The sequence below is a fragment of the Mariniflexile litorale genome (assembly GCF_031128465.2).
In the GTDB taxonomy this organism is placed as follows: domain Bacteria; phylum Bacteroidota; class Bacteroidia; order Flavobacteriales; family Flavobacteriaceae; genus Mariniflexile; species Mariniflexile litorale.
Map to the genome: position 1 here is coordinate 1,156,905 of NZ_CP155618.1, position 19,658 is coordinate 1,176,562.

At 33.9% G+C, this 19,658-nt stretch carries 16 protein-coding genes; 12 read left to right on the forward strand and 4 right to left on the reverse strand.

The genetic code is table 11. The features are described from left to right. Positions 1–176 precede the first annotated feature (176 nt). The 6 genes from ilvD (at position 177) to QLS71_RS04740 (ending at position 8,877) form a co-directional block, all read left to right on the forward strand. A complete protein-coding gene (gene ilvD / locus QLS71_RS04715; RefSeq protein ID WP_308990764.1) occupies positions 177–1,862 on the forward strand; it encodes a dihydroxy-acid dehydratase in 1,686 nt (561 codons plus the stop codon). A 48-nt stretch (positions 1,863–1,910) separates the two neighbouring features. After that, positions 1,911–3,647: a biosynthetic-type acetolactate synthase large subunit gene (gene ilvB, locus QLS71_RS04720; RefSeq protein ID WP_308990765.1), complete on the forward strand. Its 1,737-nt coding sequence runs from the start codon at positions 1,911–1,913 to the stop codon at positions 3,645–3,647. Between the two features lie 117 nt (positions 3,648–3,764). Further along, entirely contained in the window at positions 3,765–4,304 is a 540-nt protein-coding gene (gene ilvN / locus QLS71_RS04725; protein WP_308990766.1) for an acetolactate synthase small subunit, read from the forward strand. An 8-nt stretch (positions 4,305–4,312) separates the two neighbouring features. Continuing rightward, entirely contained in the window at positions 4,313–5,788 is a 1,476-nt protein-coding gene (gene ilvC / locus QLS71_RS04730; protein WP_308990767.1) for a ketol-acid reductoisomerase, read from the forward strand. Between the two features lie 53 nt (positions 5,789–5,841). Further along, positions 5,842–7,107, forward strand: coding sequence for a threonine ammonia-lyase IlvA (gene ilvA, locus QLS71_RS04735; protein ID WP_308990768.1), 1,266 nt, complete (start codon positions 5,842–5,844; stop codon positions 7,105–7,107). A gap of 177 nt (positions 7,108–7,284) precedes the next feature. Further along, entirely contained in the window at positions 7,285–8,877 is a 1,593-nt protein-coding gene (locus QLS71_RS04740; RefSeq protein WP_308990769.1) for an NADP-dependent glyceraldehyde-3-phosphate dehydrogenase, read from the forward strand. 119 nt (positions 8,878–8,996) lie between these two features. Here the strand turns inward: QLS71_RS04740 and QLS71_RS04745 are convergent, their stop codons facing one another. The 3 genes from QLS71_RS04745 to QLS71_RS04755 all read right to left on the reverse strand — a co-directional run bounded on the left by QLS71_RS04745 (position 8,997) and on the right by QLS71_RS04755 (position 13,290). Continuing rightward, complete coding sequence (locus QLS71_RS04745) at positions 8,997–9,524, reverse strand: inorganic diphosphatase (protein WP_308990770.1); 528 nt, start codon at positions 9,522–9,524, stop codon at positions 8,997–8,999. 218 nt (positions 9,525–9,742) lie between these two features. Next, positions 9,743–12,247 (reverse strand): DUF5686 family protein, encoded by a 2,505-nt coding sequence (locus tag QLS71_RS04750; protein ID WP_308990771.1) that lies wholly within the window; start codon positions 12,245–12,247, stop codon positions 9,743–9,745. Between the two features lie 65 nt (positions 12,248–12,312). Next, positions 12,313–13,290: a pyruvate dehydrogenase complex E1 component subunit beta gene (locus tag QLS71_RS04755; RefSeq protein WP_308990772.1), complete on the reverse strand. Its 978-nt coding sequence runs from the start codon at positions 13,288–13,290 to the stop codon at positions 12,313–12,315. A 158-nt stretch (positions 13,291–13,448) separates the two neighbouring features. Between QLS71_RS04755 and QLS71_RS04760 the strand changes: the two genes are divergently transcribed. The 6 genes from QLS71_RS04760 (at position 13,449) to QLS71_RS04785 (ending at position 19,050) form a co-directional block, all read left to right on the forward strand. Further along, complete coding sequence (locus tag QLS71_RS04760) at positions 13,449–14,195, forward strand: electron transfer flavoprotein subunit beta/FixA family protein (RefSeq protein WP_308990773.1); 747 nt, start codon at positions 13,449–13,451, stop codon at positions 14,193–14,195. A gap of 109 nt (positions 14,196–14,304) precedes the next feature. Next, the gene (locus tag QLS71_RS04765; RefSeq protein ID WP_308990774.1) at positions 14,305–15,264 is read left to right on the forward strand and encodes an electron transfer flavoprotein subunit alpha/FixB family protein; all 960 of its coding nucleotides are present in this window, start codon (positions 14,305–14,307) and stop codon (positions 15,262–15,264) included. Positions 15,265–15,384: 120 nt separating this feature from the next. Continuing rightward, entirely contained in the window at positions 15,385–16,008 is a 624-nt protein-coding gene (locus QLS71_RS04770) for a bifunctional nuclease domain-containing protein (protein WP_308990775.1), read from the forward strand. Positions 16,009–16,031: 23 nt separating this feature from the next. Further along, positions 16,032–17,543 (forward strand): nucleoside transporter C-terminal domain-containing protein, encoded by a 1,512-nt coding sequence (locus QLS71_RS04775; protein ID WP_308990776.1) that lies wholly within the window; start codon positions 16,032–16,034, stop codon positions 17,541–17,543. 155 nt (positions 17,544–17,698) lie between these two features. After that, the gene (locus QLS71_RS04780; protein ID WP_308990777.1) at positions 17,699–18,523 is read left to right on the forward strand and encodes a thymidylate synthase; all 825 of its coding nucleotides are present in this window, start codon (positions 17,699–17,701) and stop codon (positions 18,521–18,523) included. Positions 18,524–18,534: 11 nt separating this feature from the next. Next, positions 18,535–19,050 (forward strand): energy transducer TonB, encoded by a 516-nt coding sequence (locus tag QLS71_RS04785; protein ID WP_308990778.1) that lies wholly within the window; start codon positions 18,535–18,537, stop codon positions 19,048–19,050. A gap of 64 nt (positions 19,051–19,114) precedes the next feature. Here QLS71_RS04785 and QLS71_RS04790 read toward each other — a convergent pair whose 3' ends face one another. Further along, positions 19,115–19,411, reverse strand: coding sequence for an isoamylase early set domain-containing protein (locus QLS71_RS04790; protein ID WP_308990779.1), 297 nt, complete (start codon positions 19,409–19,411; stop codon positions 19,115–19,117). Positions 19,412–19,658 lie beyond the last annotated feature (247 nt).

Sequence of the window (19,658 nt, forward strand, 5' to 3'; positions counted from 1 at the left end):
TTATTTTTAAACCTAATGAATTTAACCTTAAACAAGAAAGAATAACCTTTATAAAAACCTAATAAATTAATTTCGAATAGTAATTGAAGAATATGAAGCATTTTTAAATGAAATTCATAAAATCTTTGAAGGATTAACCAGAATTTAAGACAAAGCATAAATTACCCATACTAAAAATGAATAAACTTAATAAACACAGTAGTAGATTAACACAAGATGTATCGCAACCAGCTTCTCAGGCCATGTTATATGCCGTAGGTTTAACTGATGAAGACATGCAAAAGGCCCAAGTAGGTATTGCAAGTACAGGTTATGATGGTAACCCGTGTAATATGCACTTAAATGGTTTGGCTGCCGAAGTGAAGATTGAATGTAAAATAGCTGGTTTAGTAGGTTTAGGCTTTAATACTATTGGTGTTAGTGATGGCATCTCTATGGGGACTTCGGGCATGAATTATTCTTTAGCTTCTAGAGATATTATAGCAGATTCAATGGAAACTGTTATGAATGCTCAAAGTTATGATGCACTTATATCGGTGGTTGGTTGTGATAAAAATATGCCAGGTGCTGTTATCGCTATGTTGCGTTTAAATCGTCCGTCCATAATGATGTATGGTGGTACGATAGCATCAGGAAAATACAAAGGAAGAAAACTCAACATTGTTTCGGCTTTTGAAGCTTTAGGGCAAAAAATGGCAGGAGAAATTGATGAAGAAGAATATAGAGAAATAATAAAAAGCGCTATCCCAGGAGCTGGGGCTTGTGGAGGTATGTATACAGCAAACACCATGGCTTCAGCAATAGAATGTATGGGCTTTGCACTGCCGTATAACTCGTCTATTCCAGCAGAAAATCCTAATAAATTATCAGAAAGCGAAAGAACCGCTATTGCTATTAAAAATCTTTTAGAATTAGATTTAAAACCTTTAGATATTATTTCTAAAAAATCTATTGAAAATGCAATTGCACTTGTAAATGCTTTAGGTGGATCTACCAATGCAGTATTACATTTCTTAGCGATTGCACATGCGGCAGATATTGAGTTTACACTAGAAGATTTTCAACGTGTAAGTGATAGAACACCATTAATAGCCGATTTAAAACCATCAGGAAAATATTTAATGGAAGATGTTCACGGTGTCGGCGGAACACCTGCCGTGATGAAATATCTATTAGATAATGGTTATTTGCATGGTGATTGTTTAACAGTAACAGGAAAAACTCTAGCAGAAAACTTGGCAGATGTTGAGCCTCTTAAGTTTGAAGATGATCAAGATGTTATTTATCCGAAAGATAAAGCCTTAAAATCTTCTGGAAATCTTCAAATTCTTTATGGTAACCTTGCAGAAGAAGGTGCTGTTGCAAAAATTTCCGGAAATGAAGGATTGTTATTTGAAGGTAAAGCCGTGGTTTATGATGGTGAACAAGCAGCAAATACAGGAATTTCTAACGGAGAAGTAGCAAAAGGTGATGTGGTTGTTATTCGCTATGTAGGTCCTAAAGGAGGTCCTGGAATGCCAGAAATGTTAAAACCAACCTCTTTAATTATGGGTGCAGGCTTAGGGAAATCGGTAGCTTTAATTACAGATGGGCGTTTTTCTGGAGGAACTCATGGTTTTGTTGTGGGTCATATTACACCCGAAGCGCAAGAAGGAGGTGCTATTGGATTACTAAGAACTGGAGATATCATCAGAATTAGTGCTGAAAACAATACTATTAATGTGCTTATTTCAGAAGAAGAATTAGCTGAAAGAAAATCACAATGGATTCAGCCAGAGTTAAAACATAAAAAAGGAATATTATATAAGTATGCCAGATCGGTATCATCAGCGTCGAAAGGCTGTGTTACTGATGCATTTTAAATAGATAATTTTAATTTTTGCATAGGCGAAAATCTCAATATTGTGAGTATGAATAATACACAAACAGCAAATAAAAAACAAGAAGTGGCACAAGAAACCATGCGTATTACAGGAAGTGAAGCCATTATAAGATGCTTAATAGCAGAAGGTGTTGATATTCTTTATGGATATCCAGGAGGTGCTATTATGCCAGTTTATGATGAGCTCTATAAGTTTAGAGACCAAATTCATCATGTATTAACACGTCACGAACAAGGTGCTGCTCACGCAGCGCAAGGTTATGCGCGTATTTCGGGTAGAGTTGGTGTCGCCATTGCAACTTCGGGTCCAGGAGCAACGAACCTTGTTACAGGGATTGCCGATGCGCAAATAGACTCCACACCCGTAGTGTGTATTACAGGACAGGTGTTTTCTCATTTATTAGGAACAGATGCTTTTCAAGAAACCGATATTATTGGCATTTCGACTCCAGTTACTAAGTGGAATCATCAAATTACTAAAGCTGCCGATATACCAGAGGTTTTAGCTAAAGCATTTTATATAGCTAAAAGTGGTCGTCCAGGTCCTGTATTAATCGATATTACCAAAGATGCGCAGGTAAGTGAGTTAGATTTTAAATATGAAAAATGTAAAGGTGTAAGAAGTTATATTCCCATTCCTAAAACAAATCCTGAAACACTTTCTGCGGCAGCAGAATTAATCAATTCAGCAAAAAAACCGCTTATTGTTTGGGGACAAGGCGTCATTTTAGGTCAAGCAGAAAATGAATTAAAAGCCATTATAGAAAAGGCTGGTATTCCTGCAGCTTGGACTATTTTAGGTGCTTCAGCCATACCAACTTCACATGAATTAAATGTGGGCATGGTAGGCATGCACGGTAATTATGCGCCCAATATGTTAACCAACGAGTGTGATGTGCTTATTGCTATTGGAATGCGTTTTGACGACCGTGTTACAGGAAGTTTAAATACCTATGCAAAACAAGCAAAAATCATTCATTTTGATATTGATCCTGCTGAGATTGATAAAAATGTAAAGACCGATGTTGCTGTTTTAGGCGATTCAAAAGATAGTTTATCTAGGTTGTTACCATTGTTAAATGAAAACAAACACGCAGATTGGTTGCAAAAGTTCAAAGATTTATACGCTATTGAATTTGAAAAAGTGATAAAAGATGATATTTTTCCAACCAAAGAAGGTTTAACCATGGGAGAAGTGTTAAAACAAATAAATATTGAAACTAAAGGGAATGCGGCCATTGTATCAGATGTGGGTCAACATCAAATGATTGCTTGCAGATACGCTGAGTTTACAACTACTAAAAGTAATATTACTTCAGGTGGTTTAGGTACTATGGGCTTTGCATTACCAGCGGCTATTGGTGCTAAAATGGCAGCTCCAGATAGAGAGGTCGTGGCTATTATTGGTGATGGTGGTTACCAAATGAATATTCAAGAATTGGGTACTATTTTTCAGCAAAAAGCAGCTGTGAAAATTGTGGTATTAAACAATGAGTTTTTAGGAATGGTGCGCCAATGGCAGCAGTTATTTTTCGATAAGCGTTATGCGTCTACCGAAATGACAAATCCAGACTTCGTAACCATTGCAAAAGGTTATTATATTGAAGGAAAACGTGTAACAAAACGCGAAGAACTTGCCGATGCAGTTAAGGAAATGATTGCTTCTAAAGAGTCCTATTTCCTTGAGGTTTGTGTAGAGAAAGAGGGCAATGTATTTCCAATGATTCCTTCGGGAGCATCGGTTTCAGAAGTGCGTTTAAGCTAAATAAAAAATAGATTTTAGAAAATAGAATATAGACAAAAGAATAGAGATGAATTAGTGAGTATAGATAAATTAAAAATAGTCTATGATCTAACATCTTTTATCTAATATCTTTTAAAAATGAACGAAGAAATAAAAACATTAACGATTTCTATTTATACCGAAAATAACATCGGATTGTTAAATCGTATATCAGCCATTTTTCAACGCAGACACATTAATATAGAAAGCTTAACCACGTCACAATCTGAAATTGATGGTGTAAATAGGTTTGTAATAGTTGTAAATATTACAGAATCTCAAGCTAAAAAAATTGTTGGTCAGTTTGAAAAACAAGTGGAAGTTATTAGAGCATATTATCATAAAGATGAAGAGACTATTTATACCGAGTCTTGTATGTTCAAAATAAAATCGGCTTTATTATTTGAAGAACCTCAAATTCAAAATATAATAAAAGATAGTAATGCTAGAATTGTTACCGTAAACAAAGAGTTTTTTGTACTTGAAAAATCTGGTAGAAGAAACGAAATTGAATCTTTACATAGAGATTTAAATGTGTTTGGCATTATGCAATTTGTTCGTGCAGGACGTATTGCAGTAACAAAAGATGAAATGAAAATAACCGAAATGCTACAAGCATTCAATAATCATAATAACTAAAATTAAAAATGGGAAATTATTTTAATACACTATCGTTAAGAGATAAATTGACTCAATTGTCTAAATGTAGATTTATGGACTCTTCAGAATTTGAAGATGGTGTAAATGTTTTAAAAGGTAAGAAAATTGTAATCGTAGGATGTGGAGCGCAAGGACTTAACCAAGGGTTAAACATGAGAGATTCTGGATTAGATATTTCTTATGCATTACGTGCAGAAGCCATTGCTGAAAAACGTAAATCATTTTTAAACGCATCAGAAAACGGATTTAACGTTGGTACTTACGAAGAATTAATTCCAACAGCCGATTTAGTATTAAATTTAACGCCAGACAAACAACATACAAGTGTAGTAAAAGCGGTTATGCCTTTAATGAAAAAAGGTGCTACTTTATCGTATTCTCACGGTTTTAATATCGTTGAAGAAGGAACTCAAATCCGTGAAGACTTAACAGTTATTATGGTAGCTCCTAAATGTCCAGGAACTGAAGTAAGAGAAGAATATAAAAGAGGCTTTGGTGTGCCAACTTTAATTGCAGTACACGAAGAAAACGATCCAGAAGGAAAAGGCTGGGCACAAGCTAAGGCGTATGCAGCAGCAACTGGAGGAGATAAAGCTGGTGTATTAGCATCATCTTTTATTGCAGAAGTGAAATCGGATTTAATGGGAGAGCAAACCATTCTTTGTGGTTTGTTACAAACAGGTTCTATTCTTTGCTTTGATAAAATGATTGAAAAAGGAATTGATGCTGGATATGCTTCAAAATTAATTCAATATGGTTGGGAAACTGTTACTGAAGGTCTTAAATATGGTGGTATCACGAATATGATGGACAGACTTTCTAATCCAGCTAAAATAAAAGCTTTTGAGCTTTCAGAAGAATTAAAAGATATTATGCGCCCATTATTCCAAAAACATATGGACGACATTATGGAAGGTCGTTTTTCTAGCGGCATGATGGCTGACTGGGCTAATGATGATAAGGATTTATTAGGATGGAGAGCTGCAACAGCTGAAACAGCATTTGAAAAAACACCTGCTGGGAATGTTGAAATTTCAGAACAAGAGTTCTACGATAATGGTGTATTAATGGTAGCTATGGTAAGAGCAGGAGTTGAATTAGCGTTTGAAGCTATGACGGATTCTGGTATTATCGATGCATCGGCTTACTACGAGTCTTTACACGAAACACCACTTATTGCAAATACCATCGCAAGGCGTAAATTATATGAAATGAACTCTGTTATTTCTGACACTGCTGAATACGGTTGTTATTTATTCGATCATGCTTGTAAGCCTTTATTAGCAGATTTTATGAAGAAAATTGATACCGATGTTATTGGTAAAGCATATGCTAAAGACAATGGTAAAGCAGTAGATAATGCCAAATTAATTGCTGTAAATAAAGCATTAAGAGATCATCCAGTTGAAAAAGTGGGGTCTTTCTTAAGAGCGTCTATGACGGCTATGAAACCAATAGTATAAATTTCAATAAATCCTGCAATTTTTTTAAATTTTGCGGGTTTTAAAATAAATCAATGAACAAGGAGAAAAACACATATTTTCCGAGTCTTAAAGATGTAAAAGTAGCTGCCGATACCATTCAAAAGGTATCGGCAGTTACGCCTTTAAGCCCTAGTTTAAGATACTCCAAACAGTTCGATGCTCATATTCTTTTAAAGCGCGAAGATCTCCAACAGGTACGTTCTTATAAAATTAGAGGAGCGTATAATAAAATAAGTTCGCTTACAGCTGAAGAAGCAAAAAAAGGTGTTGTTTGTGCTAGCGCCGGAAACCATGCCCAAGGTGTCGCTTTATCATGCAAATTATTAAAAATTAAAGGCACTATTTACATGCCTGCTCCTACCCCTAAACAAAAGGTGGAACAGGTAAAAATGTTTGGTGAAGAATATATTGAAGTAAAACTTATTGGAGACGCATTTGATGATGCTAATTATGAAGCTTTACGGGAATGTGAATCATTAAACAAAATATTTATTCACCCTTTTAATGATGAAAAAGTCATTGAAGGACAAGCAACCGTTGGTTTAGAGATTCTCGAACAAGTAACTGAATCTATTGATTATGTTTTTGTTCCTGTCGGTGGAGGTGGTTTATCTGCAGGTTTGTCTTCGGTGTTTAAAACATTATCTCCTAGCACAAAAATTATTGGGGTAGAACCCGAAGGTGCGCCTTCTATGTCGGTTTCCATTAAAAATAATAAAAATACAGCTTTAGAACATATTGAGAAATTTATTGATGGTGCTGCGGTTAAACGAGTGGGCGACCTTACGTTCCCTATTTGTAAAGCCTTACTACATGATATGATTACCGTTCCAGAAGGTAAAGTATGTCAAACCATACTGGAGCTTTATAATAAAGACGCCATTGTGGTAGAACCAGCTGGAGCATTAAGTATTGCTGCATTGGATTTTTATTCTAAAGACATTAAAGGTAAAAACGTTGTTTGCGTAGTTAGTGGCAGTAACAACGATTTTACACGGGCTGCCGAAATTAAAGAACGCGCCCTATTATATGCCAATTTAAAACATTATTTTATAGTGATATTCCCCCAAAGGGCAGGAGCCTTAAAAGAGTTTGTGGTTGACATTTTGGGACCCAATGATGACATCACACATTTTAGATATACTAAAAATACAAACAGGGAAAATGGCACAGCAGTTGTAGGTATCGAATTGAAATATCCTGCCGATTTAGAATCTTTAATTGCTAGGATGAAACAACGTAAATTTTACGGTGATTACTTGAATGATCAACCAAATTTGTTTCAGTTCTTAATTTAAGATTCGATTTTATTTTTGATTCAAGGAACGAAATCGTTTGAGTTTTATACATTTTCTTTACGTGTAAATATTATATTAAGAATTTGATATTTTTTAAGGAGCACTCTTGTTTTAAAAAGACTTTGTGCCAAATTATAGTTATCTTAGCAATAGCTATTAACTATATAATTTGAAACAATGAGTACGACTTTATTTGAAATTCCTGAACAATATAAAATACACACATTACTTCATCAAACTACCTATTTAACCAATGGGGAGTTAATTGAATGGAAAGGTAAAACAGCTGAAGTTTATTCTACGATATCTTCAACTTCAGATTATAAACCAACGTTGTTGGGAACTATTCCTCAACTAGGAGAAAAAGAAGCTTTAGAAGTGTTGAATTCGGCATTAAAAGCCTATGACAAAGGTCAAGGTTTATGGCCTACTATGAAAGTAGTAGATCGCATTGCTTGCATGGAAAAGTTTGTAGAGCAAATGAAAACCAAGCGCGACGTTATTGTAAAACTTCTCATGTGGGAAATTGGGAAAAACCTACCTGATTCTCAAAAAGAATTTGACAGAACGGTCGATTATATTTACGATACCATTGAAGCATACAAACAAATAGATAGAGATTCTGCCAAGTTTGAAAAAAATGATGGTGTGTATGCGCATATTCGCAGAGGTCCATTAGGCGTGGTTTTATGTTTAGGACCGTATAACTATCCATTAAACGAAACGTTTACACTCCTTATTCCTGCGTTAATTATGGGAAATCCTGTAATTTTTAAACCTGCAAAATTAGGTGTTTTATTAATTTCACCATTATTAGAAGCTTTTCAAAACAGTTTCCCAAAGGGCGTTGTAAACGTTATTTATGGTCGTGGGCGTGTGTTAGCCACACCTATTATGCAATCAGGTAAAATAGATGTGTTATCGCTAATAGGTAATAGTAAATCTGCAAACGCTTTACAGGCTCAACACCCTAAAGGTAATAGATTACGTATGGTGTTAGGTTTGGAGGCTAAAAACCCTGCTATTGTATTGCCTGATGCCGATTTAGATTTAACGGTTGATGAATGTATTGCAGGAACCTTGTCGTTTAACGGACAGCGTTGTACCGCATTAAAAGTGTTGTATGTACATGAATCTGTTGTAGATGAATTTAACAAACGTTTTATAGCCAAAGTAGATGCACTTAAATTTGGAAACCCATGGGAATCAGGGGTGAAATTAACACCGCTTCCAGAAGTTGAAAAACCAGGATATATTAAAGAATTAATTGCCGATGCTTTAGAAAAAGGGGCCAGTATTTTAAATGAAAAAGGAGGTGTCTTAACCGATAATTTTATTTTTCCAGCGGTTTTGTACCCAGTTAACACAGGTATGAAAGTGTATAGCGAAGAGCAATTTGGACCTGTAATTCCTGTAATCCCATTTTCAGATATCGAAGAACCTTTAGATGATATGGCAGAGTCTAACTACGGACAACAAGTAAGTTTGTTTGGTAAAGACATTAAAACATTATCGCCATTAATTGATACTTTGGTTAATTTAGTTTGTCGTGTTAATTTGAATAGTTCTTGCCAACGCGGTCCAGATGTATATCCATTTACAGGAAGAAAGGATTCCGCATTTGGTACGTTAAGTGTTCATGATGCATTACGATCGTTTTCAATAAGAACCTTTGTAGCATCAAAAGATAACGATTACAACAATGCTATTTTAAAAGAATTATTAGATAAGAAAACCTCTAATTTTATTAGTACCGATTATATTCTGTAAAGTAATGAGCAGCATTCCATATGAATTTTTAAAATAAAATCCTCTAAAAATTTATGCTCCCATATGATATAGAATCTATATCATATGGGAGCATATTAAAATTATTGATATTATATCAATTATATAGTAAAAGTTCGTTTTTTCTTGTGATCACTATCATCATAACGTTGTACACATTCATGATAAATTTTAATAGCTTCAGAGGCATCACCCCAACCACCAACATCAACTTTCTTTTTTTCTAAATCTTTATAAACTTGAAAAAAGTGTTCAATCTCTTTAAGTCTATGAGGATTTAATTCTGATATGTCTTCTCTATTACTCCATACAGGATCTGAAACTGGCACACAAATGATTTTTTCATCTGGCCCCTTCTCATCGGTCATATAAAAAACGCCAATGGGTTTAACCTCCATTACAACCATTGGATATGTTGGCTCTATACCTAATACTAGTACATCTAACGGATCTTTATCTAAAGCTAAGGTTTCTGGAATAAAACCATAATCCCCTGGATACATCATAGATGAAAACAAGGTACGGTCGAAACGAATTTTATGTAAAGTAAAATCATATTCGTACTTATTTCTACTTCCTTTAGGTATTTCAATTAATACATCAAAAGTTAATGGGATTATCTCACTCATATTTTATTTTCTTATTTAATAGCGCAAAGATACTGAACCCCTGAGCGTCAAGCAATAAAAAACTATGTTGTTTTTATGTTAATAATAGCTGATTTTTACTAAATATTTAAGTTGATGATTTTACAAACGATTATAGGAAATCAACATAACGATTTAACTATATCTTAAAGTTAAACGAGTCACTAAAATTTCAAAAACCATAGTTTGTTTATCAGGAATTAAAAATGAAACCCAAAAGACCCTGTAATACCAAATTTACGGGCATTAGGGTTTTTAACTTCATCTAAATAATTACCTCTAAAATTAAAGTCTATTCTAAATACTTTAAAAATATTACCTACACCAAAACTATACTCATAATACATATTTTGATTTGGTGCAATTAAAGGAATGCTATTAGGATTTCCTGTAGTATTTAAAGTGATATTTTCATCTGAAATGTCACCCCAAACACCACGGATGCCTACAATTTCCCGAAGATTTAATTTTCTTAAAAAAGGAATTCTAGAGAAAAAACGCCCGTTAAAATTATGTTCTAATTGCAATGAAGTATAAGTATCTGAAACAAATTCATAATAATCTAATTGAGAAAATGTATTATAAATTGAAAAATACGATTGGTTCCCTGGAATAGCACTTAACAACCCAAGTGGTACTTCTCCAAAGGTTTTTCCTGCTTCAATAGTTGTTGTTAACCTACCAAAACCACCCACTAGCCAAGGCTGGATATATGAAAACTGAACTTTAGTATAATCGAAATCACTACTAAACAATGTTTTATCACCACGGCTTACTTGCGTAAAAATACTAGCATAATCGTCGTTAGCATTAAGACGTTCTACACCAAAACCTGTCATCTTTCGTTTTGGAAAATAAGACACTGAAAAAGTAGATTCGTATTGTTTAATATCAGATTCTACTCCTGTAGGGGTATTATAATCTAAGCTAAACGTGGGTGAAGCTGATGATAAAGTTCTGTAACTTGCACCAACTCTAAAAACAAGATTTCGTAAAGGCTCCATTTCAACCGCTACACTAGTTAAATTTATAGAGGTTAATTTATCATTTGAACCTGTTCCAACCACCGATGATGATGCTAAACTCCTGCCTAAAACATCGGTACTGGTTGTTAAACTTGCGCCTGTTTGCTCGACATCACGTCTATTACCTCCTGAAATAATAAATCGATTCTTCTTATCAATTAACCATTTTCCTGAAACACCATATTTAAATTTATCGTCTTTAAAACCATAGGCTAAAAACCCTTCCAAACGCCAAAGATCATTTTTCCCAAAATAAGTACGGCCACCTGCACGCAAACGCATTCCTTCAACTTCATTAAAACCAAAGGTTGAGAAGATAGGTCCATAATCTAAAGGGAGTTCATTAAACTCGACATAGCCGGAAGCTAAAATGCTTCCTAAATTATAAAGTCGTTTAAACTTTTTAACTGTTTTTAAAGTGTCTAACATCTTGTAAACACCTTTTTCATCTTTATTTAAAGCTTCCAAACGATTTTCAGACCAAAAACTATCGTCTCGGTCGTACACATCTTTATCGTAATTATAAACTTCTGTTTCGTAAAACTTCTTATTTTTTTCAATATCAAATTTATAATTATCATACAATGTGGTTCGCTTACCATAAACACCTCTTGACTTTTCTTTTTTATTAAAAGCAAAATCACTCATCATATAATCACGCTTTACAAGAAAAATAGAGTCATTTAAAACTTCAAATTCTTGCTCAATGTAAATTTCTTTTACCCAGTTAATATTAGCACTTTTTGATGCTTGAAGTTTTATTTCTTTAATAGCATACGTCGTATCTGCTACCCAAAAATCGCCTTTAAAAGTAAGCTCGTTTTTACGACGTGGGTAATAAATAATATTATAGCACCATTTACTATCTATAAACGCACTGTCTTTTAATACATAGTTATAGGTGTTTATTCCTGTTCTTGACAACGGACTCACAAAACCCTTATCAAAAAAGTTTAGATAATTATCGTATATATCATAATCAGGATATAAATCATCAACAAAATCAATAATTATTTGATTATCACTAAATCCGGAATTTTTATTTCCTTTTAAAATTTCTTTTTCTTTTTTAATGAGATTATCACCATGAACAGAGGAAACAGCTTCATTTATAAATATAGGCAGGTAGGTTTTACCTGTAACTCCCGATGTATCTACTTCGTTAAAAACAAACTCCATACCTCTGAATAGTTTACTTTTTATAAGTGCGCTATCTATGGTATTTATATCGAATTCTACTTTTTCGTACTTGTTATATTCGTATTGTTTAAAATGTTTTAATCCATTTTTACGTTTATGTTCCCAGATTTTACGAAGTAAATCGATAGCAGGATTGTTTTTCTTAGACTGCTTTCCTGCCACAATAAATACTTGATTAAGCTCTGCTGCAGATTCTTTAAGGATGAATTTCAATTCGTAATTCACCTTCTTGGTTAAGGGAATGTCTAAAGTTTCATAACCTAAAAAAGACACGATAAGGGTATTCCAAGTATCCGTAGATTCTAGATAAAACTTACCATTTTCATCGGTTATAGTGCCTTGTGTTGAGCCCTTAAATAAAACATTAGCAAATGAAACGGGTTGATTATATTCATCAAACACGTATCCGCTTACTTTGGTTTGTGCGTGTAAGGAAATAATTCCGAAGAAAAAAAAGGTTAAGATTAGTTTTGGGTTCATAATACAAAAAAACTTCATTAACTATGGGTTGCTAATGAAGTTTATATAACGTAAAAATTATTAATTTATTTATATAATACTTTTTTCACAGCTTTAATAACCTCCTCACTGTCTGGCAACCATTCGGCTAACAATACAGGTGAATAGGGTGCAGGTGTATCTGCTGTGTTAATTTTTATAATTGGGGCATCTAAATAATCAAATGCTTCCGATTGTACAATATAAGTAATTTCCGTTGAAACGTTTCCAAAAGGCCATGCTTCTTCTAAAATTACTAATCGGTTGGTTTTCTTTACCGATTTTAAAATTGTTTCTTTATCTAAAGGACGTACGGTACGTAAATCGATGATTTCACATGAAATACCTTCTTTTTCAAGTACCTCTGCCGCTTTATAGGCTTCTTTTATAATTTTTCCAAAAGAAACTATAGTAACATCCGTACCTTCTCGCTTAATATCTGCAACACCTAAAGGCAAAATATATTCACCTTCTGGCACTTCGCCTTTATCGCCATACATTTGCTCACTTTCCATAAAAATAACCGGGTCATCGTCACGAATCGCAGCTTTTAACAATCCTTTTGCATCGTATGGATTTGAAGGCACTACCACTTTTAAGCCTGGTGTGTTTGCAAACCAGCTTTCAAAAGCTTGTGAATGTGTTGCTCCTAATTGTCCTGCCGAAGCTGTTGGGCCACGGAAAACAATAGGGCATTTAAACTGCCCACCAGACATTTGTCTGATTTTTGCAGCATTATTTATAATTTGATCAATTCCAACAAGAGAAAAGTTAAAAGTCATGTACTCTACTATTGGTCTGTTACCCGTCATAGTCGATCCAACCGCAATACCAGCAAAACCTAGCTCTGCAATAGGCGTATCGATTACTCGTTTTGGCCCAAATTCATCTAACATACCTTTAGATGCTTTGTAGGCACCGTTATATTCTGCTACTTCTTCACCCATTAAGTAAATGCTTTCATCTCGTCGCATTTCTTCACTCATAGCTTCGCAAATAGCTTCTCTAAATTGAATTGTCTTCATTAAATTTATTTTAATTCGAATTGCAAAAATAACAATAAATGAGATACCTTTTTAAAAGAATGATTTAAAATTTGCTATGCATGCATAGCAAATATTCAAAATAAAATAATTAACTTCGTATCCTTATTAAGTTTATACCTATTTAATACAATATAATTATGAAAATATTAGTGTGCATTAGTCATGTTCCAGACACCACTTCTAAAATCAATTTTACTGAAGGCGATACCAAGTTTGATACCAACGGCGTTCAATTCGTAATTAACCCAAACGACGAATTTGGATTAACACGTGCCATGTGGTTTAAAGAAAAACAAGGTGCTCATGTGACTGTTATTAATGTAGGAGGTACAGAAACCGAGCCTACTTTACGTAAAGCTCTAGCTATTGGCGCCGATGCTGCCATACGTGTAAATACAGCAGCATCAGATGGTTTTTCGGTAGCTAAACAATTAGCCGCTGTAGTAAAAGAAGGGGGTTACGATTTGATAATTGCTGGTCGTGAATCTATTGACTATAACGGCGGTATGGTTCCAGGTATGATTGCAGGATTAATAAACGCTAATTTTGTAAATAACTGCATTAGCTTAGAAGTTGACGGAAATACAGCAAAAGCCATAAGAGAAATTGATGGAGGAAAAGAAACCTTATCGACATCATTACCATTAGTTATTGGTGGTCAAAAAGGTCTTGTTGAAGAAAGTGATTTACGTATCCCAAACATGCGAGGCATCATGATGGCACGCCAAAAACCATTAACAATTGTTGAACCTATAGAAGCAAATAACGAAACAACATCTGTGAAATTTGAAAAACCAGCCCCTAAAGGTGCTGTGAAATTAGTTTCGCCAGATAATTTGGATGAATTAGTAAATTTACTTCATAATGAAGCGAAAGTAATTTAATCCTCTCCTAGCCTCTCCAAAGGAGCGGAAAAAGAGAATTCAAAACAATATAACAAGTCACCAAAAGCCCTTTCCTTCGGAGAGGCTTGGGTGAGGAAAAATAAAAATTATGTCAGTTTTAGTATATACAGAATCAGAACAAGGAAAATTTAAAAAGGTAGCTTTTGAAGTTGCTTCATATGCCAAAGCCGTAGCAGACCAATTGGGAACTACCGTAACAGCAATTGCCATAAATGCCAGTAACATATCAGAATTAAGCAGCTATGGTGTTGATAAGGTTTTAAACATATCTAATACCCAATTAGACGCTTTCAATGCTAAAGGGTATACCGAAGCCATAAAACAAGCAGCCGAAAAAGAAGCCTCAAAAGTTATTATTTTAAGTTCTAGTGCCAATAGTAAATATTTAGCACCACTTTTAGCAGTAAGTTTAAATGCAGGCTACGCTTCTAATGTGATTGAGGCACCATCAAGCACAGCACCTTTTACCGTAAAACGTACTGCTTTTACCAATAAAGCTTTTGAAATGACTACCATAAACACCGATACTAAAATTGTTGGTGTATCGAATAATTCATTTGGATTAGTAGAAAAAAGTGGTAGTGCTTCTGCAGAAGATTTTTCACCTACGATTTCAGATTTGGGCGTAAAAGTAGAATCAGTTGATAAAGCTTCAAACCAAGTAAGTATTGCGGATGCAGAAATAGTAGTATCTGGAGGTCGCGGATTAAAAGGTCCAGAAAATTGGGGCATGATTGAGGAATTGGCCTCTGTTTTAGGAGCAGCAACAGCATGTTCAAAACCAGTTTCCGATTTAGGTTGGAGACCTCACGGCGAACACGTTGGACAAACAGGAAAACCTGTAGCTTCTAATTTATATATTGCCATAGGTATTTCAGGAGCGATTCAACATCTTGCTGGAATAAATGCTTCTAAAGTAAAAGTTGTTATCAATACAGATCCTGAAGCTCCTTTCTTTAAAGCTGCCGATTATGGTGTTGTTGGAGATGCTTTTGTAGTTGTCCCTCAACTTATTGAGAAATTAAAAGCATTTAAGGCACAACAATAAATTATTTTTTTATAAATTGTATTGTTTAAAGAACTGCTTAAATTAGCATTATATTTTTAAATCTGCCATTGCAGTTGGTAAAGTCCTAATTTAAACAGTTCTTTGCGTTTTTATAAATTTATGAGTTTAGTAAGATTAAATATAAAAGGAATATCCTATAGCCAAACCCAAAACGGCGCTTACGCATTAATTTTAAACGAAGTAGATGGCGACAGAAAACTACCCATCGTAATCGGAGCATTTGAAGCACAATCTATTGCTATTGCTTTAGAAAAAGAAATTCGCCCACCAAGGCCTTTAACCCACGATTTATTTAAAAACTTTGCCGACCGATTTGACATTGTTGTAAAACAAGTCATTATTCATAAATTGGTTGACGGTGTTTTTTATTCTAGTTTAATTTGCGAACGTGATAAAATTGAAGAAATCATAGATGCTAGAACCAGTGATGCTATTGCTCTAGCACTTCGTTTTGATGCGCCTATTTTTACGTATAAAAATATTCTTGACAAAGCCGGTATTTATTTGAAAGTCAATCCGAAAAAAGAGGATGAAGATGATGATGCGCAAGACAGTGTTTTAATGGACGAATTAATTGCCAATGAGCTAGAACCAAATGCTCCTAGAGAAAGCTTTAAAGGAAAAACACTTCAGGAATTACATATGTTACTAGATGAAGCTGTTGCTAATGAAGATTACGAAAAGGCAGCACATATACGTGATGAAATTTCAAAACGTGAATAATAATCAAATTATTTCGCTTTCTTATGAAAAAAATATTTTTGTCCATTGCGATTATCTTATTAGTATTCATAGCACCAGTTACAGCACAAGACAAAAATAAAACAATAGTTCAAGACACTATTTTAAATGAATCTTCTTTAGAAAACAATATTACTGAGTCTTCCGATGCTAACATATCCGAACAACAAGAAGAAACTACCACTTTAGAATCTACACCTATTATCCCCAGTCAAGGTTTTTCAATAAACAGTCTTTGGCGTGGCGCTTTGGGTATGATTTCTTTAATTTTTATAGCCTTTTTGTTTAGTAGCAATCGTAAAGCTATTAATTGGAAAATTGTTGGGATTGGTTTAGCATTTCAACTTTTAATAGCTATTGGAGTTTTAAAAGTTGAATTCATTAAATCTATTTTCGAGTTTGTAGGCGGTCTTTTTGTAAATGTTTTAGATTTCACAAGAGCTGGCAGTAAGTTTCTGTTTGAAGGATTAGTTGTAGACATGGACACTTTTGGCTTTATCTTCGCCTTTCAAGTATTGCCAACCATCATATTTTTCTCTGCCTTAACCTCTGTTTTATTCTATTTAGGTATCATTCAAAAAATAGTTAAAGCTATGGCGTGGCTTTTATCAAAAGCATTAAAAATTTCTGGGGCTGAAAGCTTAAGTGTTGCTGGAAATATCTTTTTAGGTCAAACAGAAGCACCTCTTTTAATAAAGGCCTATTTAGAAAAAATGACCAAATCTGAAATGCTTTTGGTTATGATTGGTGGTATGGCAACCGTTGCTGGTGCAGTTTTAGCTGCCTATATTGGTTTTTTAGGTGGTGATGACCCTGTTTTAAGACTATTTTATGCAAAACATTTATTAGCAGCATCGGTTATGGCTGCCCCAGGTGCTATAGTTATTTCTAAAATTTTATATCCACAAACTGAGGATGTCAATACAGATGTATCGGTATCTCAAGAAAAAATTGGATCAAATTTTCTAGATGCTATTGCAAACGGAACAACTGAAGGTTTAAAACTAGCTGTAAATGTTGGTGCTATGCTTCTGGTTTTTGTTGCCTTCATTGCCATGTTTAATGGTATATTAGGTTGGGCAGGAGATTTTTCTTCCATAAATAACTGGATAGCAAATAATACAGGATACCAAAGTTTATCTATAGAACTTATTTTAGGATACATTTTCGCACCTTTAATGTGGCTTATTGGAGTTGCTAAAGAAGATATGATGATGATGGGCCAACTACTTGGTATAAAAATAGCAGCCAGCGAATTTATTGGCTACATTCAACTTAGAGATTTAAAAGACATTGCGAATGCTACACATCTTAACTACGAAAAATCCATCATCATGGCAACCTATATGCTTTGTGGCTTTGCCAATTTTGCATCTATAGGCATACAAATTGGAGGCATTGGTTCATTAGCACCTGGTCAACGCAAAACGTTATCACAGTTTGGCATGAAGGCATTGCTTGGTGGTACAATAGCATCTTTAGTCTCGGCTACTATTGCAGGAATGATTATCGGTTAATAATTCATGCGCATACAAGAATTTCACAACAAGGGTTAATAAGTTTATAATATTAAGTTAAACATTAAGATTCTATTTTGATGCTTTTTTATATTTTTAACTTCAGAAAATTTAAGTTCAATTTAAAATAATTCCTGCAATATCAGGAATGTATTATGAAGCAATATCACGACTTAGTAAAACACGTTTTAGAAAACGGTAATAAAAAAGAAGATCGGACAGGCACGGGCACAAAAAGCGTTTTTGGATACCAAATGCGATTTGATTTAAGTGAAGGTTTCCCCATGGTAACCACCAAAAAACTACATCTAAAATCGATTGTTTATGAACTGCTTTGGTTTTTAAAGGGAGATACAAACATTAAATATCTAACCGAAAATGGTGTGCGGATTTGGAATGAATGGGCTGATGAAAATGGTGATTTAGGGCCAGTTTATGGACATCAATGGCGCAACTGGAATAGCGATGAAATTGACCAAATTAAAGAGGTTATTGATGCCATAAAAAACAACCCCAACAGCAGACGTATATTGGTTTCTGCTTGGAACCCATCTGTATTACCAGACACTTCAAAAAGCTTCAGTGAGAATGTCGCTAATGGCAAAGCCGCATTACCTCCTTGCCATGCTTTTTTTCAGTTTTATATAGCCGAAGGAAAATTGTCTTGCCAACTATACCAACGCAGTGCTGATATCTTTTTAGGTGTACCGTTTAACATTGCATCTTATGCTTTATTTACTATGATGGTGGCTCAAGTTTGCGGGTATGAACCTGGAGAATTTATTCACACATTTGGTGATGCACATATTTACAGCAACCACTTTGAACAACTAGAACTACAACTTTCTAGAGATATCAAACCATTACCAAAAATGATATTAAATTCAGAAATTAAAGATATATTTGACTTTACTTTTGATGATTTTACTTTGGTAGATTATAACCCACACCCTCACATTAAAGGTATTGTAGCCATCTAAATATAAAAAACATGAATAAACCATTTATTTTATTAATACTTCTTTTTAGTTTATCAACCTATTCACAAGAAAAAGTAATTGAAGAAGTTGAATTTGTTGAGACATCTGAACAAGATCAAGATGAAAACACTAATGAAATATCTTTTGCTGTAATAGAAAATGTCCCGGTTTATAAAGGTTGTGGGGCTTCTACAACCAATACTGAACTAAAAAATTGCATGTCGGCTGCTATTTCTAAACATATTGCTGATAATTTTAATACTAATATTACAAATGGCTTAGGGCTTCCCGATGGTAGAGTGAGAATTAATGTAATTTTTAAAATTGATAAAGAAGGCAATGTCGTTGATATTAGATCTAAAGCACCACACCCGGTATTGGAAAAAGAGGCTATTAGAGTCATTCAATTAATCCCACAATTGGAGAAACCAGGTTATCAAAGAGGAAACCCCGTAACAGTCCCTTATTCTTTGCCAATTATTTTCAATGTTCAAAACCCAAAAAAGTCTTCAAAATCCACAAAATAATAAATCTACAAAAAAGCGTTTTCAAAAAAATGTAAACGCTTTTTTGTTTAATTAAAATTTTTAACTAAACATTTACTACGCTGTTATCAGCAGAAGCAAAATCGTTCCATACATAAGCATCGGCTGCCTCATCATTTACAAATACGCCATCCACTAAGTATTTGTACTCATAGGAGTTATCTTTATCCAGATCTACAGTAGCTTTAAAAGTACCGTTCTTTAATTTTTTAAGCGGAGTCGTTTTAGCATTCCATTCATTAAAATTTCCTACAACAGATACTTTTTTAGCATCTTCCGCTAGTATAGAAAAAGTGACTTTGCAAACTGGTTTGCTTTTTAAATATTGTTTTGTAATAGCCATAATAATATATTTTTTGTGTTGTTGTATATTACAAATTTAAGAAACAATTTCTCAGACATTAGCTTTTAACCTATTAAACAGCAAAGAATTATTGATTTATTAATATCAATTCACAAAATTTTAAAGTTGATAAAAATTACTGTACATTAATTCTATTATCACCACGAAATATTTGTTATTTATTGATTTTCAGTTACTTCTAAATAAAAATAATTTCAAAGAATCAATCTCGTTAAGATTCTAAATA